This is a genomic window from Rhodococcus sp. NPDC080181, assembly GCF_040702225.1.
Lineage (GTDB): Bacteria > Actinomycetota > Actinomycetes > Mycobacteriales > Mycobacteriaceae > Rhodococcoides > Rhodococcoides fascians.
In genome coordinates, this window is the sequence record NZ_JBFBKN010000009.1 from 189,768 (window position 1) to 205,168 (window position 15,401).

Genomic DNA, 15,401 nt, shown 5'->3' on the forward strand with positions numbered 1-15,401 from the left:
TGGTGCGAGCGGCCCGCCCGGTCAGATCAGTGACCGCAGTTTCTCCGTCAGCACGTCCCAGCGCCATTCCGCGTCGACCCATGCCCGACCGGCGTTGCCCATCTGCGTCGCCAGTGTTCGATCGGACAGGAGCGTCACGATCGCGTCGGCGATGGACGACACCGAAGTCCCGTCGACGACGAGCCCGGTCTTGTTGTGCTGCACAGCTTCCGGAGCGCCTCCCGACATCCCGGCAACCACCGGAACGCCACAGGCCGACGCCTCGAGGTAGACGATTCCGAGCCCCTCGACGTCGAGGCCCGCGCCTCGGGTGCGGCTCGGCATCGCGAACACGTCGGCGATCGTGTGATGGGCAGCCAGTTCCGCCGACGGCACCGTCCCGGTGAACACCACGTGCTGCTCCATCCCGGTGGAGCGAACGAGTTCGCGCAACGTGTTCTCGTACGGACCGCCGCCGACGATCACCAGAACCGCCCCGTCCACCGCGCGCCGGATCTCCGGTAGCGCCCGGATCAGGAAGTCCTGGCCCTTGCGCGGCACCAGCCGCGACAGACACAGAACCGTCGGTCGGTCACCGAGGCCGTACCGAGCACGTAGCTCCGTCCTCGCGGCATCGTCGGGCACGAAGCGATCGGTGTCGACCCCCGGCGGCAGATGCTCGAGTGCCGCCGACGCCCCGAACGCCGAGCTGAATCGGCTCCGCGTGTACTTGCTCACGTAGGTCACCACATCGGTGTTCTCTCCGATGGTGCGCAGCGTCGCGCGACCACCGGGCACCATCGACCACCCCACCTCGTGGCCGTGCGTGCTCGCCACGATGCGATCCGCCCCGGCTCTGCGCAGGTGTGACGACATCACCGCCAACGGGGCCGCGGCACCGAACCACACCGAGTCGCACCCTCGGGTCTTCACGATGCGCGCTGCGCGGCGAGCCACCAACGGAGTCGGCAGCATCAACGTGGTCGGATGCCTGATGACCTCGAAGGGTTGTTTCGCATCGAACTTCACGTGCGAATCACCACGCCACCGCGGCGCGTAGACCACGAGCTCGTCGGCGGGCAACTGCGAGGCGAAGCTGTGCAAATAGGACTGGATTCCGCCCGGCCGGGGCGGAAAGTCGTTCGTCACCAGAAGAGTACGACGCATGACGACAACCGTAGCGCTCCCGATCGGACAGCTCGTGTCGACGACGCGCACGTCCGGGTCAGCGTGACCGGGCGGCCACCCAGTTGCCCCACTCCGCGACGAACCGGGTTCGGCTCAGACTCAGGACCGAGGTGATCGCTGCGTCGACGACTCCGTCCGACCCGGGTCCGGACGCCAGCGCCTCGTAGAACCTGCGCAACGTGGACTCGCCGTACCGGTCGGCCACGAACGCGAAGACCGACCAGGCGGACTCGTAGGCTACGTTGGAGCGGGTGCCGCCTGCACCGAAATCCTCGTCTTTCGGCAACACGGTCGGCGGGCCACCGGCAGCCACGATCGATGCCAGAGTAGGTGCCAGCTGCCGGAAGTCGGCACCGGAACTGCGATACCCGGAGTAGTCGGCGAAACCCTCCGCCACCCACAACGCGGTGCCTTCCGCCGTCTTCGCCCGCGCCGCCACATGCGTCAACTCGTGCCGAAGCACCGAACGAAGAGTGAACGGAGTCAGCCGCGACGCGGCATCGGGACCGAACACCACGCGCTGACCCGTCGGACGCGACCCGCCGGCCACGGCGTCGGACACGGTCACTGCGGCCACGTCCGTCGAGGGCGAGGACCCCGTCGATTCGTCGAACTCCTCGGCCGTCGAACTGACGAACACCAGTCCGTCCCGGGCCCAGTCGGCTCCCCAGAAGTCGGTGACCGCAGCGGTCGCCGCGGGCAGCTCGGCGGCCACATCTGCCACGAACTGCTCACGGTCGGGATGTCCCAACACCACCGACGTGCCGGATGCAGTGGCGACCGAGCGCACCGTCACGGGCCCGAAATCCCACGGACCACGCCAGGTGTGGCGACGGTAGGTCGGCAAGTCGGCGTCGTCGACCAGTCGCCACTGGCCGTCGCGTTCGGCGACCACCAGCGAAACCGGCCGGCGGGTCGGCGAGGCATCCGGGCCCTGCACGGCATACCGCAGGTACACCGGTGGAGCCCACACATCGGTGGCATCCAGCTGCTCGGCAATCGACGACGGCACGGGGGTCTCGGGTTCGTCACCGATCTCGTAGTCGAAGTCCGAGAAAGGAACCGTCGGAACGACAGTCGCCCGGCGAACCTGCGCATCCACGAACGTCGGATCCGCGAGGGGGTCGAGCAACCCACGCAGCGCCGATTCGTCGCCGGAACGGAGGGCAGCCGCCCAGCGCTCGAGCAGCTCGGTCACTTCGGCGCGGCGCTGCTCGTCGTAGGTCGGCGGATTCTGCGAGGCCGACGGATCGGACGAAGTCGATGCGCTCGATGTCGCCAATCCCGATGCAGGACCGTCGTGACGATGAACCAACAGCAGCGTCGACGCCACTGCCAGAACGACCAGGACTGCCGCCCATCGCGCCCGCCCCGACGCGGTGAGCGCGTGGACAACGGACGGCCGTTCCGTACCGCTCATTCAGGCGTCAGTCGTCGTTCGCGGCACAGTCAGTATCGACGGGCCCCGTAGAACGGGAACGACGCCATCGACTGGACCTTCACCGGTACCCCGAAGGTGGAGGCATGCAGAACGTTGCCGTTACCGGCGTAGATACCGACGTGTGATGCGTCCGGGTAGAACAGAACGACGTCTCCCGGCTGCAGATCCTTCTGATCGACGGGAGTTCCGCCGGCAGCTTGAGCCTGACTCGACCGCGGCAACGTCTTTCCGACCTGCTTGTAGGCCCAGACGACCAACCCGGAGCAGTCGAAACCGTCGGGGCCGGTCGCTCCCCAGACGTACGGCTTGCCGATCTGTGTGAGACCGGCTTGCAATGCGCTGGAACCGGAGCCCGGCGTCAGGTTCTTCAGAATCGTGGAGGGGTCGAAACCTTCAGGGAGCGCCGATCCCGCGAGGGCCAGCTGCTCGGACGAGGAAAGCGCGCTGTACGCGGCCATGACTTCGGCGATCTGGCCCTGAAGTTCACTTTGCTTCGCCTGCAGATCGTCGCTGACCGCTTTGGCCTGCTCGGCGGCGACTCTGGCCTGTTCTGCGGCGGTCGCGGCGGCCTGCTCTGCCGCGGATGCATCCGCGCTGGCCTGCTGGAACCGAGCTACCTGGCCGGCTGTCTCGGCGGAGATGACATCGAGGGCCGACATTTGGTCGAGCAACTGTTGCGGGGAGTCGCTGACCATGACCGCGAACAACCGGTTGGTGCGAGCGCCCTGGTAGTTGACATTGGCCACCTTGTCCATGGCGGGTTTGAGCTGCGCCAGCTGCGACTGGGCGGCGTCGAGCGCCGCCCGACTGGCATCGACGGCGGTCTGCGCATCGAGCTGCTCGCGAGCCCGAGCGTCGAGATCGATCTGCGCGTTGTGCAGCGACTCGTTGGTCTGTTCCGACTCCCGGGACAGCTCCGCCAGCTTCGCCTGCGCGTCGGAAGCCGAGCCGAACCCCGGATCGGCACTCGCCGTCGTGATCGGCACCACCATGATGCACGCGGCCGCAACGGCTGTGGTCACCGAGCTACCTACTAGTCGTAGAACTCGGGTGGTTCTCGATATCGCCACGGAAAGCGACTCTCCGTCCTGACATATGCCATTCCAGCTGGAGTGGCGGTTGGAAAAAGTGACCGGAACCGAACGATACCCATGCTCAGCTGGGCGCGGACGTGAACACGGTCCGAAATCGACGCAGTCTGCACGTGACAGATCACAAACCAAACGTCGGAGAGGTCTCGATCAGATTACGAACTGGACGCTCTGCTGTCCACCGTACCGGCGTGTCGCCCGGAAACCGTCCTTGGAAACGACAACAGGGCCGAACCGTCGAAACGGATCGACCCTGTCGGTCGGTACACAACTCCGGTCGGAGCGCTCGGCTCAGTAGCGTCGAGCACCGTCGAACGGCATGGAGTCCACGGGAGCAACCTTGACCGGCACGCCGGACGTGGATGCGTGCACGACGTTGCCGTCGCCGATGTACATACCCGAGTGCGAGCCGCCGTAGAACGAGACGACGTCGCCGGGCATCAGGCTGTCACGCGAGACCGGGGTGCCCGCGGCTGCCTGGTCGTAGCTCGTACGGGGCAGGCTGACGCCGGCCTGCTTGTAGGCCCACTGGATCAGGCCCGAGCAGTCGAACGAATCCGGACCCGATGCGCCGTACACGTACGGAGCGCCGATCTTGGACTCCGCCGCCTGGACGGCCTTGGCAGCCGGGGTGACCTGCGGGGCAAGAAGCGCACCCGGAGCGGGCATGCCCGGAATGTTGAGGGGAGGGAGACCCGGGATGTCAGGAATCTCGAAGGTTCCGACGCCGGGGATGGTGACTGGGGCCGCCATTGCCGGTGCAGCGGGGAGAATCACCACGCCTGCCGTGAGCGCTCCGGCTACGAGAGCTCGCCGCAATGTTCGGTTGGAAAGTTGTGACGCCACGAAAGATGGTGCTCCGTTTCTTCCACTCGTCCGCCGACCGAGTTAGCTGACGGGTTCGGGCTGGGAAGAGCAGCCCTACCCACCGGCCACCATCGGTGACTCGGCGGGATTCACCCCAGTAAATATCGGGTTCCCGGTACGAACACTCTCGCGAGTGATCGATTAGGCGGTGACCTGCGACGCCACTCCGGTTTGGACTGGCAAGACTCCGCAAGGTCTCAGGAAGGTTACGAAATGGCATACCCCTGTGTCGACCCCAACGCGCCGAACGGACCGAATTCGGCCGTGTTCTCGCTACCCGGCGCGTTGATCGCCCGGTGTGTCACGAGTCGATAACAGGGGAACATCCGCGGTGCCGTCGTCGTTCACGACGAGCTTGAGTGCGGGCACCATACCGACCTCGGCGAGCACTCCCATGGCACCGAGTTCTTCCTGCTCGAGGGTGATACGAGACGGTGAACCGACCCATTGCCCATCCGATCTCGCGGGCATCCCGGGAGCCCCCAGAAGCACCGTCACAACGCAGTCGGCGCAGGCGATGTCACGAACCAGGCAGTCACTGCAGTCGATGATCATTGTGATCCTTGTCTCTTTGTCGCGTCGGACGGTGTAATCGGCCGATCGAACGAAAGGTAGCGCCAGCCACCGACAGGTTCCGCGACTCGACAATCGGCACCGACCGACACGATGCCCTCCGACGCCGTGTTCGGCGTTCTTGTCGGAGGTCGGCCCTAACGTCGTCGCAGTGAGCCTGCCGATCCAGCTGACGTTCGACGAACTCGACACCCCGCTTCACGCCACCACGTTCGTCGTCGTCGACCTCGAAACCACTGGTGGCAGCGCTGACACGGAGGCGATCACCGAAATCGGGGCAGTCAAGGTCAGAGGCGGCGAGATCATCGGCGAATTCGCTACCCTCGTCGACCCGGGCAGATCGATCCCGCCCTACATCGTCGAGTTGACCGGCATCACGACGGCGATGCTTATCGGGGCTCCCCGCATCGAACGCGTTCTCCCCGGCTTTCTCGAGTTCGCTCGCGGATCGGTACTGGTGGCACACAACGCCGGGTTCGACACGGGATTTCTCAAGGCCGCAGCGAGTCGACTCGACATCGCCTGGCCCCGCTTCCAGGTGCTCTGCACGGTCAAACTCGCCCGGCGAGTGCTCACGCGCGACGAGGCACCCTCGGTGAAACTGTCCGCCCTGTCGACGTTGTTCAGATCCAGCACTCGGCCGACTCACCGAGCATTGGACGACGCGCGTGCCACGGTGGACGTGTTGCACGGCCTGATCGAACGAGTGGGCAACCAAGGCGTACACAGTTACGCGGAACTGGTCGACTACCTCCCTGCGGTGTCGGCGGGGCAACGAGCCAAACGCGGCCTGGCCGCACACCTGCCCGATACACCCGGCGTCTACCTCTTCCGAGGACCGTCGGACGAGGTCCTGTACGTAGGGACCTCGAACAACCTCAAGCGTCGGGTGCGCAACTACTTCACCGGTTCCGAGACACGTGGGCGAATGAAGGAGATGGTCTCGCTCGCCACTCGCGTGGACCACGTCGAATGTGCGCACGCACTCGAGGCAGGAGTCCGCGAATTACGGCTGCTCTCGGCTCACGTCCCGCCTTACAACCGCCGATCGAAGTTTCCCCGCAAAGGGTGGTGGGTCACCCTCACCGACGAAGCGTTTCCGCGTCTGTCGATCGTGCGCACTCCCGCACCCAACAGCCTCGGACCGTTCGCTGTTCGGGCGGACGCGGCGGAGGCCTCCGCACTCGCCGCAGAATTCTGTCGACTTCGTACATGCACCCGCCGGTTGGGCCGCGCGGTTCGACACGGTGACGAGTGCACCGCGACGGACGTCGGTGGCTGCCCAGCGGCGTTCTCCGGGCCCCTGACGGCCGAGGAGTACTCGGGTGCCCCGGCGAAATTTCTGGCGTTCGTGTGTGGACACGACGACGAGCTGCTGTTCGCGATGCGACGCCGCGTCGCCGAACTCGCGGACCGTGAACTGTTCGAGACAGCCGCGCGTCTCCGCGATCGAATCGCGGTGACGGTGAACGTGCTCCGCAGGATGCACCGGGCGGCCGCCGTTGCGGCCATCGCCGAGCTCGTGGCGGCCAGGCGGACGGCCGACGGTGGTTGGGAGCTGATGGTGGTGCGCTTCGGCCGCTTGGCCGGGGCGGCCGTCGCACCGCGAGGGGTGCACCCGATGCCCGTCGTCGATGCGATCACGGCGTCGGCCGAGACGGTGATGCCCGATGCGACGCCACTTCGCGGTGCGCCGCCGGAAGAGGTGGGCCTGATCGCGTCGTGGCTCCACACGGACGGAGTGCGCATCGTTCGCACCACCGGTGGCTACTGCAGCCCTGCTCGGTCTGCGGGTTCGTGGGAGGAGTGGTGTCGAACGGCCCGAGAAGCAACGAGGCAGGAGTGGAGCCCGCGGAACGACCGATGAAGCGAGAGTGGAGTCGGTTGAGCAACTAGTGTTGTCTCGGTTGGGTCGAGCTCGCGTCGTGTGTGAGCCCGGAGATGCGTGAGGAGCACAGATGATCAATGCCATCGTCTTGATCGACGCCGAGGCCGATCTGATTCCGGAGGCGGCGCAGGCCGTTGCCGATGTGGACGGTGTGTCGGAGGTGTATTCGTGCGCCGGCGACGTCGATCTGATTGCCATCGTCAAGGTGCGTGATCATGCGTCGATAGCCGAGGTCATCACGAAGCACATCAATCGTGTTCGTGGTGTTCGCAGTACGACGACTCACATTGCGTTTCAGTCGTATTCGAGTGCCGACGTCGATGCAGGATTCTCGATCGGCGAGTAGTTCGGTGTGATTCAGTCGGCCAGCGCTGTGGTGCAGCGTGCCCAGTCGGCAAGCAGGCGGGCCGCGGAACCGTTGTCGACAACCGTTGCCGCAGTTGCCAATCCGGCTTCGATTTGCTCGTGCAGGTTTCCCGAGACTCCACGATGCGCGGCCATGGCCGCGGCGGCGTTGAGTAGCACGGCGTCACGGACGGGTCCGTGTTCGCCTGCGAACACGCGATGTGCCACTGCTGCATTGAATTTCGCGTCCCCGCCTCGGAGGGCCTCGATGGGCGCCCGAGCGATTCCGTAATCGGCCGGGTCGATCGAGTCGACGGTGACGGTCCCGTCGGACACCACGTGCACGGTGGTCGTGGTGGACAGGGTGATTTCGTCGAGCCCGTCGTCACCACGGACGACGAGAACCGAACTACCGCGTCGAGCGAACACGCCGGCGACGACGGGCACCAGATTCTCGAATGCGCAGCCGATCAGTCCGGCGCGTGGGCGGCCCGGGTTGGTCAAGGGGCCCAGCACATTGAAGATCGTCGGAATGCCGATCTCCTTGCGCGCCGGACCGGAGAACCGAAGTGCGGGGTGGTGGATCGGCGCGAAGCAGAACCCGATCCCAACCTGCTCGACGCTCGACGCCACCCCGGCGGGACCCAGGGTGACCCGCACGCCCAGCGCCTCGAGCACATCGGTCGTACCACTCTTGGACGACGCTGCACGGTTACCGTGTTTGACGACGCGTATTCCGCTGGCAGCGACGACGATCGCGGCCATCGTGGAGATGTTCACCGTGTCCGCACCGTCGCCGCCGGTTCCGACGACGTCCACCGCGTCACGGTCGGTCTCGACCAGAAATGCGTGCGAGAGCATGGAGTCGGCGAGACCCTCCAGTTCCGCGGGAGTGGGGCCCTTCATCTTCAGTGCCACCCCGAAGGCAGCGATCTGAGCGGCTGTGGCGTTGTCGGACATGATCTCGTCCATCACCCAGCCGGTATCGGCGCTCGACAGGTCGGCGTGCGTGGTCAACGCTCCGAGGATTCGACGCCACGTTCGCGGCTGCTCGTCACTGGTCCCTGCGGTCATGGTGGATGTGCCGTGCCCTTCTGCTGTCGATGCGCGCGGTGCGGTGGAAGCTTAGTCAGACGTGTCGGCGGGTGAGGCGGGCTGCAGCGCATCCCACCCCAGTACCGCTCCCCCACGCCGTTGCGCGAGACCCGCCATGCGAGACCTCTCCTGCGAACAGTGCAACGCGTCGAGCACCTGTACCCGCTGCAGGACCAGAGCGACACCGTCATCGACTTGCGGCCGATACCCGGTGTCGTCCGGTAGTTCGACCTGCGGACCGACCTCGTACGCATCCTGCGCCGCGACGGCTGCCGCATCGTCGACTTCGTGCGCGGGCAGCACGAGGTGATGCCGCAACAGCACCTCGGAGGACTCGATCCACGTGGGTTCTGTGTTCGCCGCCTCGTCGAGAACGGCGGAGCACGCCCGCGCGTCGTCGAAGCAGCTCGCCACTACCACCAGATCTTCGCGCGTGGGGTCCAGACGTTCCGCGGTCGACCGCGAGAACAACCGCCGAAACCACCCACCTGCACTGCTCTTTGCCATGAGGCCAGCCTTGCACGACTGGACCCTACCGGCCCGTACAGGCCCCTCCACCAGCGCGGGAACAACGGCGCGCTCGGAATCGTCCCTCCGCGACGCGCCAAGACCGGACCCGGATATGCCTTCCGTACTACGACGGGTCATACTTCTTTCTGTGACGAGCGCTGTAGGGACTCAAGGATCGGCAATCACCCAACGCGTGCACTCGCTGAACCGTCCCAATATGGTCAGCGTCGGCACGATCGTGTGGCTGTCGAGTGAACTCATGTTCTTCGCCGGGCTGTTTGCGATGTACTTCGTCGCACGCGCGCAGGCGAATGGAAACTGGCCGCCGGAGCCGACCGAGCTGAACCTCGGGCTGGCTGTTCCGGTGACGGCCGTGCTGATCGCTTCTTCGTTCACCTGCCAGCTGGGCGTGTTCGCTGCCGAGCGTGGCGACGTGTTCGGGCTTCGTCGGTGGTACATCGTCACCCTGGCAATGGGCGCGTTCTTCGTCGCCGGTCAGGGATACGAGTACTACCACCTGGTCCACGAGGGCACGACGCTCTCGAGCAGCGTGTACGGCTCGGTCTTCTACGTCACGACCGGCTTCCACGGTTTGCACGTGATCGGCGGACTCATCGCCTTCGTCTTCCTGATCACCAGAACCCTGGTCAGCAAGTTCACGCCCGCGCAGGCCACCGCCGCCATCGTCGTTTCGTATTACTGGCACTTCGTCGACATCGTCTGGATTGCCCTCTTCGCGACGATCTACTTCATCCGCTAGTGACAGTCAGCAAGCCACAGATATCGAGCGAACGGATTCAGCCCCCGACGTTCGGCCCGTCCCGACACGACAAGGGATAGAAGATGAGTACATCTCCCCCAGCAGCAACCGACGACACTTCGGCCTCGAAGGCGCGACGCAAGCGTAAGACGCGTCGACGCGTCACCGGTGCACTCGTTCTGATGATGGGCCTTCTGAGCGCGGGTTTCCTCGCGTCGGCCCTGACGCCTACACCCCAGGTTGCAACAGCCGACACCGATTCGGCGGCGCTGATCCGCGAAGGCAAGCAGCTCTACGACACGTCGTGCGTGACATGCCACGGTGCCAATTTGCAGGGTGTTCAGGATCGCGGACCGAGTCTCATCGGTGTCGGTGAAGCTGCCGTCTACTTCCAGGTGTCGAGTGGCCGTATGCCGGCTGTTCGCAACGAGGCACAGGCACTGCGCAAGCCGCCGAAGTTCGACGACAAGCAGATCGACGCGCTCGGTGCTTACATCCAGGCCAACGGCGGCGGCCCGACGGTCATTCTCGACGAGAACGGTGAGGTGGCGCAGGAGTCGCTTCGCGGCGACGACATCGCCCGAGGCAGCGAGCTGTTCCGCTTGAACTGCGCGTCCTGCCACAACTTCACCGGCCAGGGCGGCGCACTGTCGTCGGGCAAGTTCGCGCCGGACCTCGGGCCTGCCAACGAGCAGGAGATCTACACCGCGATGGTCACCGGTCCGCAGAACATGCCAAAGTTCTCCGACCGTCAGCTGACGATCGAGGAGAAGTCGGACATCATCGCCTACGTCAAGTCGGCCCAGGAAACCAAGGCTGCAGGCGGCTGGGGTCTCGGTGGCTTCGGTCCCGGTACCGAGATGATCGCCCTGTGGGTTGTCGGAATCGCCGCTGTCGTCGGCGCAACATTGTGGATCGGAGCTAGATCATGAGCGACGGCGATTCCGGCCGTAAGGACGCCGACAACACCGACGGCACCAATGCCGAGGGTGTGAATCCCGACAAGAAGTACACCGACGAGGAGTTGGCAGCGCTCAGCCGGGACGAGTTGGTCGAACTCGGCACCAATCTCGACGGTGTGGATGTCGCATTCCGTCGCAATCGCTGGGCTGTGGAAGGTACTCGCGCCGAGAAGCGCGCAGAGCGCAGCGTGGCGATCTGGTTTGCCATCGCCGGCCTGTCGGCAGTCGCGTTCATCGGCGTCTACCTCTTCTGGCCTTGGCAGTACGCAGGCATCGGTGACGACAACTACAACCTGTACTCGCTGTACACGCCGCTGATCGGCGGAACGATGGGTCTTGCGATCCTCGCCGTCGGCGTCGGTGCCGTGCAGTTCACCAAGAAGTTCATCCCCGAAGAGGTCTCCATCCAGGACCGCCACGACGGAAGTTCGTCGGAAACGGACCGCAAGACGCTGGTCGCCGAGCTGGGCGATTCGCTCGACACGTCGACCATCGGACGACGCAAGGTCATCAAGCGTTCGCTTCTGTTCGGCGGCGGCGCTCTCGGCGTGATGGCACTGCTCCCCCTCGGCGGCCTCATCAAGAATCCGTGGGCCAAGGGCGAAGATTCTCCGTTGTGGGTATCCGGCTGGACGCCTCGCTACGATGGAGAGACGATCTACCTCCGACGAGACACCGGGCGACCGGAAGATGTTGTTCTCGTACGGCCCGAGGACTTGGACGCTGGTGCCATGGAAACTGTCTTCCCGTTCCGCGAGGCGGACCGCGAGAGCGAGCACGACCTGCTCATGTCACTCCGCGGTATCCGTAACGCAGTCATGCTCATCCGTTTGCGTCCCGACGACGCAAGCACGGTCATCAAGCGCAAGGGCCAGGAGAGCTACAACTACGGCGATTACTACGCCTACTCCAAGATCTGCACGCACCTGGGTTGCCCGACATCGTTGTTCGAGCAGCAGACCAACCGCATTCTCTGCCCTTGCCATCAGTCGCAGTTCAACGCGCTCGAGTACGGCAAGCCGATCTTCGGACCGGCTGCGCGCGCGCTGCCTCAGCTTCCCATCACAGTCAACGAGGAGGGTTACCTAGTGGCACAGCACGACTTCCACGAAGCACTGGGTCCCGCCTTCTGGGAACGTCGACCGGAGCGTGATTCATGAGTCCTTCACTGCAAACCCTCGCCGCCAAGCAGGCGGACGACGTAGACAGTCGTTACCACTTGGCACCAGGTTTGCGCCGCCAGATCAACAAGGTGTTCCCCACCCACTGGTCGTTCCTGCTCGGTGAGATCGCGCTGTACAGCTTCGTGATCCTGCTGATCTCCGGCGTCTTCCTCACCCTGTTCTTCGATCCTTCGCTCAGCGAGGTCGTCTACCAGGGCGCGTACACCCCGCTGAACGGCGTGACCATGTCACGTGCCTACGCGACAGCACTCGACATCTCGTTCGAGGTGCGCGGCGGTCTGTTCATGCGCCAGATCCACCACTGGGCAGCACTGATGTTCGCCGCGTCGATCATCGTGCACATGATGCGCATCTTCTTCACCGGTGCGTTCCGTCGTCCCCGTGAGGCCAACTGGGTCATCGGCTGCCTGCTGCTGATCCTGGCGATGTTCGAGGGCTTCTTCGGATACTCGCTCCCCGACGATCTGCTCTCGGGCACCGGCCTCCGCGCCGCGTTCTCCGGAATCACGATGAGCATCCCGATCGTCGGCACCTGGATGCACTGGTTGATCTTCGACGGGGACTTCCCCGGCACGATCATCATTCCTCGCCTGTACGTGGCGCACGTGCTGCTGCTACCGGCCATCATCCTGGCGCTGATCGCAGCTCACCTGGCTTTGGTCTGGTACCAGAAGCACACGCAGTTCCCCGGACCCGGTCGTACGGAAACCAACGTCGTCGGCGTTCGTATCCTCCCGGTCTTCGCCGTCAAGTCCGGCGCGTTCTTCGCCGTGACGTTCGGCGTGATCGCCGCCATGGGCGGACTGCTGCAGATCAACCCGATCTGGGCGCTCGGTCCGTACAACCCGTCTCAGGTGTCCGCAGGTTCGCAGCCCGACTTCTACATGATGTGGACCGACGGCCTGGCGCGTCTGTGGCCGGCATGGGACATCTACATCGCTGGTCGCTACACGATTCCTGCAGTCTTCTGGGTGGCCGTGATCATGGGCCTCGTCTTCACCGTGATGATTGCCTACCCATGGATCGAGAAGCGTCTCACCGGAGACAACGCACACCACAACCTGCTGCAGCGTCCCCGCGACGTGCCGGTCCGTACTGCGATCGGCGCAATGTCCATCGCCTTCTACGTCGTTCTGACGCTCTCGTGCGTCAACGACCTGATCGCGTACAAGTTCGACATCTCGCTCAATGCGATGACGTGGATCGGTCGAATCGGAGTGCTCATTGCTCCGCCGATCGCATACTTCGTCGCGTACCGGTTCTGCATCGGCCTACAGCGCAGCGACCGGGCAGTTCTCGAGCACGGCATCGAAACCGGAATCATCAAGCGACTCCCGCACGGCCAGTACGTGGAAATCCACCAGCCGCTCGGACCGGTCGATGATCACGGTCACCCGATCCCGCTCGATTACCAGGGTGCAGCGGTCCCCAAGAAGATGAACAAGCTCGGTTCTGCCGGCAAGCCCGGCTCGGGTTCACTGTTCACCCCGGACCCCGTTGCGCAGAGCAAGGCCCTCGAGGATGCACTCCACAAGGGCGAGCACGAGCAGCTGGCAATGCTTCGCAACTACCAGGCGGGCATTCTGGGCAATGGCCACTCGAACGGCAACGGCCATACCAACGGCAACGGCCATACGAACGGCAACGGCCATACGAACGGCAACGGTCACGCCAACGGCAACGGTCATTCCAATGGCCACGCCAACGGCAACGGCCATGCCAACGGGCACGAAGACACCTCGATTTCTTCGGGTCGTCAGGACAGCGATCGCGATCACTGAGTCCTGACAACGCATTCCGCTGAAGGGCGGCACCGGCAACGGTGCCGCCCTTCTTCGTGTGGTGGCGGTACTACCCGATCGACACATGTCCGGAGACGATCCGGCTGGATCTCCATCGGTCCGCGGGAGTCCTGTGAACGGAGGCCGCAACTCTCACAGGCTCCACTCCCCTCCCCCGCCCGAGGACTGCCGATTCAGAGCGCGGTAAATGCTCGACTCGGAGCCGGCACTCACCTGCTGGTAGCCCGCAGACCCATCGGTGACGAGCATCGGCCCGGTCGGTCTCGACCGGTATTAGTATCGGTGTATGGTCCGTATCCCACTCAGTCCCGGTGAACTCGCGCGTGGTGCTCGCTTGGGCACAGCTTTGCGCCGTTTCCGGGGTAGCCGGACCATGACCGAGGTTTCCGACGCCGCCGGCATCTCCGTCGAAACGCTCAGAAAAATCGAGACCGGGCGTATCGCAACCCCGGCATTCTTTACCGTCGCCGCACTGTGCACTGCGTTGGAGATCTCACTCGATGCACTGCTCGAATCCACGGCGGATGCGTCGTCGACCCTGCGGGAGGCAGACGCGTCCTGACTGGTTCGGATCCGCGCCGTGGTCTTCCGGGACGTTCATGCGTTCCAGTCCATGACGAAAGACCGGGGTGCGGCCGGTCTCTCACCGACCCGCAGTAGGTAGGCGTGGTGCTTCTCAGTCGATCGGCGAGACCCTGATGAGGTTGCCGTCGGGGTCCGCGATCACGAAAGTGCGGCCGAAGACGGCGTCGTGTGGCTTCTGCACTACGGCAACTCCTTTCGCGACCCAATCGGTGAATATGTCGTCGACTGCTTCCGAGGGGCCGGGCACCATGAGTCCGATCTCGCTCATGCGGGGTGTGCTCGGTACAGAGTGCTCGGCGTAGCCCGTCCACAACGCGAGCAGTACACCGGGGGCAACGTCGAAAGCAACATAGTGGGGACTGGTGAAAGTCGGTTCGATCTCGAACAGGTCGCTGTAGAAGGCGGTGGCGGCCTGGGTCTCCCGGACGCCGATCAAGAACAGGTTCGGTGCAGGCATGGAGGGCTCCTCGAGTGGATGTCGTATCGATACCGAACCATCCAATCGCCTCATCGCGACAGAACCTGTCACCTTTTTCTGCCAACATCGGTCCGCATGAAGGCTTCGAGGCTGCTGCATATCTTGCTGCTCCTACAGACCCGTCAGCGCATGACAACTACCGAGCTCTCCGACCGTCTGGAAGTGTCTCGGCGCACTGTGCCGCGAGACGTCGAGGCGCTCTCGGCGGCTGGTGTGCCCGTCTATGCCGAACGCGGACGGAACGGCGGGATTGTCTTGCTCCCCAATGCACGACTCAACGCATCCCATCTGGATCCACCAGAACTCGAGGCCCTCTCCATAGCCGGTTTGGACAGCGCGCAGCTCGAACGTTTGGGGCTGTCTGCGGTATGGGAGTCGGCCGCGCGCAAGATCGCCGCCCGGCAGGCTGCGGCACCGGATATACCGGGCATGCTGGGTCTGGCGGACCTGGTACTGGTCGACAGCACCGCATGGTTCGCCGACTCGGAAACAGCGATCGACGTATCGGACCTGGCCTCGACACTTCGACGCCGACGACGACTGCAAATCCAGTACCGGTATCGGTGGACGACCTCACGTGTCGGTCTGTGTACGACCTGACGTGTCGGTGTCCGGCAGGTTCATGATGCCGGTGCCTCCACTGGTGTGACAAG

16 protein-coding genes and 1 riboswitch are annotated in these 15,401 nt (G+C 64.5%); of the genes, 8 read left to right on the forward strand and 8 right to left on the reverse strand.

The features are described from left to right. Nucleotides 1–21: 21 nt before the first annotated feature. From AB0O58_RS13445 to AB0O58_RS13465, 5 genes are all read right to left on the reverse strand, one after another. Nucleotides 22–1,146: a glycosyltransferase family 4 protein gene (locus AB0O58_RS13445; RefSeq protein ID WP_032374362.1), complete on the reverse strand. Its 1,125-nt coding sequence runs from the start codon at nucleotides 1,144–1,146 to the stop codon at nucleotides 22–24. Nucleotides 1,147–1,204: 58 nt separating this feature from the next. Then, nucleotides 1,205–2,587, reverse strand: coding sequence for a hypothetical protein (locus AB0O58_RS13450; RefSeq protein WP_366238268.1), 1,383 nt, complete (start codon nucleotides 2,585–2,587; stop codon nucleotides 1,205–1,207). A gap of 29 nt (nucleotides 2,588–2,616) precedes the next feature. Next, complete coding sequence (locus tag AB0O58_RS13455) at nucleotides 2,617–3,600, reverse strand: NlpC/P60 family protein (RefSeq protein WP_080729233.1); 984 nt, start codon at nucleotides 3,598–3,600, stop codon at nucleotides 2,617–2,619. Between the two features lie 390 nt (nucleotides 3,601–3,990). Then, nucleotides 3,991–4,545, reverse strand: a complete 555-nt coding sequence (locus AB0O58_RS13460) for a C40 family peptidase (protein WP_063216721.1) — start codon at nucleotides 4,543–4,545, stop codon at nucleotides 3,991–3,993. Between the two features lie 18 nt (nucleotides 4,546–4,563). Then, nucleotides 4,564–4,724, reverse strand: a riboswitch (cyclic di-AMP (ydaO/yuaA leader). A gap of 115 nt (nucleotides 4,725–4,839) precedes the next feature. Continuing rightward, nucleotides 4,840–5,121, reverse strand: a complete 282-nt coding sequence (locus AB0O58_RS13465) for a hypothetical protein (protein WP_027497376.1) — start codon at nucleotides 5,119–5,121, stop codon at nucleotides 4,840–4,842. A 169-nt stretch (nucleotides 5,122–5,290) separates the two neighbouring features. Here AB0O58_RS13465 and AB0O58_RS13470 point away from each other — a divergent pair, with 169 nt between their 5' ends. Beyond that, on the forward strand, nucleotides 5,291–7,006 hold the full coding sequence (locus AB0O58_RS13470) for a DEDD exonuclease domain-containing protein (protein WP_032391006.1): 1,716 nt from the start codon (nucleotides 5,291–5,293) through the stop codon (nucleotides 7,004–7,006). Between the two features lie 91 nt (nucleotides 7,007–7,097). Then, entirely contained in the window at nucleotides 7,098–7,373 is a 276-nt protein-coding gene (locus AB0O58_RS13475) for an Lrp/AsnC ligand binding domain-containing protein (RefSeq protein ID WP_027497377.1), read from the forward strand. Between the two features lie 11 nt (nucleotides 7,374–7,384). Here the strand turns inward: AB0O58_RS13475 and trpD are convergent, their stop codons facing one another. Together trpD and AB0O58_RS13485 are read right to left on the reverse strand one after the other, a co-directional pair. After that, entirely contained in the window at nucleotides 7,385–8,446 is a 1,062-nt protein-coding gene (gene trpD, locus AB0O58_RS13480; RefSeq protein WP_032368113.1) for an anthranilate phosphoribosyltransferase, read from the reverse strand. A gap of 51 nt (nucleotides 8,447–8,497) precedes the next feature. Beyond that, nucleotides 8,498–8,974, reverse strand: coding sequence for a hypothetical protein (locus tag AB0O58_RS13485; RefSeq protein WP_032370292.1), 477 nt, complete (start codon nucleotides 8,972–8,974; stop codon nucleotides 8,498–8,500). 151 nt (nucleotides 8,975–9,125) lie between these two features. On the opposite strand from AB0O58_RS13485, the gene AB0O58_RS13490 reads away from it, so the two are divergent. The 5 genes from AB0O58_RS13490 (at nucleotide 9,126) to AB0O58_RS13510 (ending at nucleotide 14,247) form a co-directional block, all read left to right on the forward strand. Next, nucleotides 9,126–9,737 carry a heme-copper oxidase subunit III gene (locus tag AB0O58_RS13490; protein WP_366238269.1) on the forward strand — a complete coding sequence of 204 codons (612 nt, stop codon included), beginning with the start codon at nucleotides 9,126–9,128 and terminating at the stop codon, nucleotides 9,735–9,737. A gap of 83 nt (nucleotides 9,738–9,820) precedes the next feature. Beyond that, nucleotides 9,821–10,669 carry a cytochrome c gene (locus tag AB0O58_RS13495; protein ID WP_027497381.1) on the forward strand — a complete coding sequence of 283 codons (849 nt, stop codon included), beginning with the start codon at nucleotides 9,821–9,823 and terminating at the stop codon, nucleotides 10,667–10,669. Beyond that, nucleotides 10,666–11,859: a ubiquinol-cytochrome c reductase iron-sulfur subunit gene (locus AB0O58_RS13500; protein WP_230074373.1), complete on the forward strand. Its 1,194-nt coding sequence runs from the start codon at nucleotides 10,666–10,668 to the stop codon at nucleotides 11,857–11,859. Before AB0O58_RS13495 ends, AB0O58_RS13500 begins: the two co-directional genes overlap by 4 nt. Continuing rightward, nucleotides 11,856–13,664: a cytochrome bc complex cytochrome b subunit gene (locus tag AB0O58_RS13505; protein WP_032374365.1), complete on the forward strand. Its 1,809-nt coding sequence runs from the start codon at nucleotides 11,856–11,858 to the stop codon at nucleotides 13,662–13,664. The genes AB0O58_RS13500 and AB0O58_RS13505 overlap by 4 nt, the downstream gene beginning before the upstream one ends. A 307-nt stretch (nucleotides 13,665–13,971) precedes the next feature. Then, complete coding sequence (locus AB0O58_RS13510) at nucleotides 13,972–14,247, forward strand: helix-turn-helix transcriptional regulator (RefSeq protein WP_032368116.1); 276 nt, start codon at nucleotides 13,972–13,974, stop codon at nucleotides 14,245–14,247. Between the two features lie 114 nt (nucleotides 14,248–14,361). Here the strand turns inward: AB0O58_RS13510 and AB0O58_RS13515 are convergent, their stop codons facing one another. Continuing rightward, entirely contained in the window at nucleotides 14,362–14,727 is a 366-nt protein-coding gene (locus AB0O58_RS13515) for a VOC family protein (protein ID WP_032387838.1), read from the reverse strand. A 96-nt stretch (nucleotides 14,728–14,823) separates the two neighbouring features. Here AB0O58_RS13515 and AB0O58_RS13520 point away from each other — a divergent pair, with 96 nt between their 5' ends. Continuing rightward, a complete protein-coding gene (locus tag AB0O58_RS13520) occupies nucleotides 14,824–15,348 on the forward strand; it encodes an HTH domain-containing protein (protein WP_366238270.1) in 525 nt (174 codons plus the stop codon). The last annotated feature ends 53 nt before the right edge of the window (nucleotides 15,349–15,401 follow it).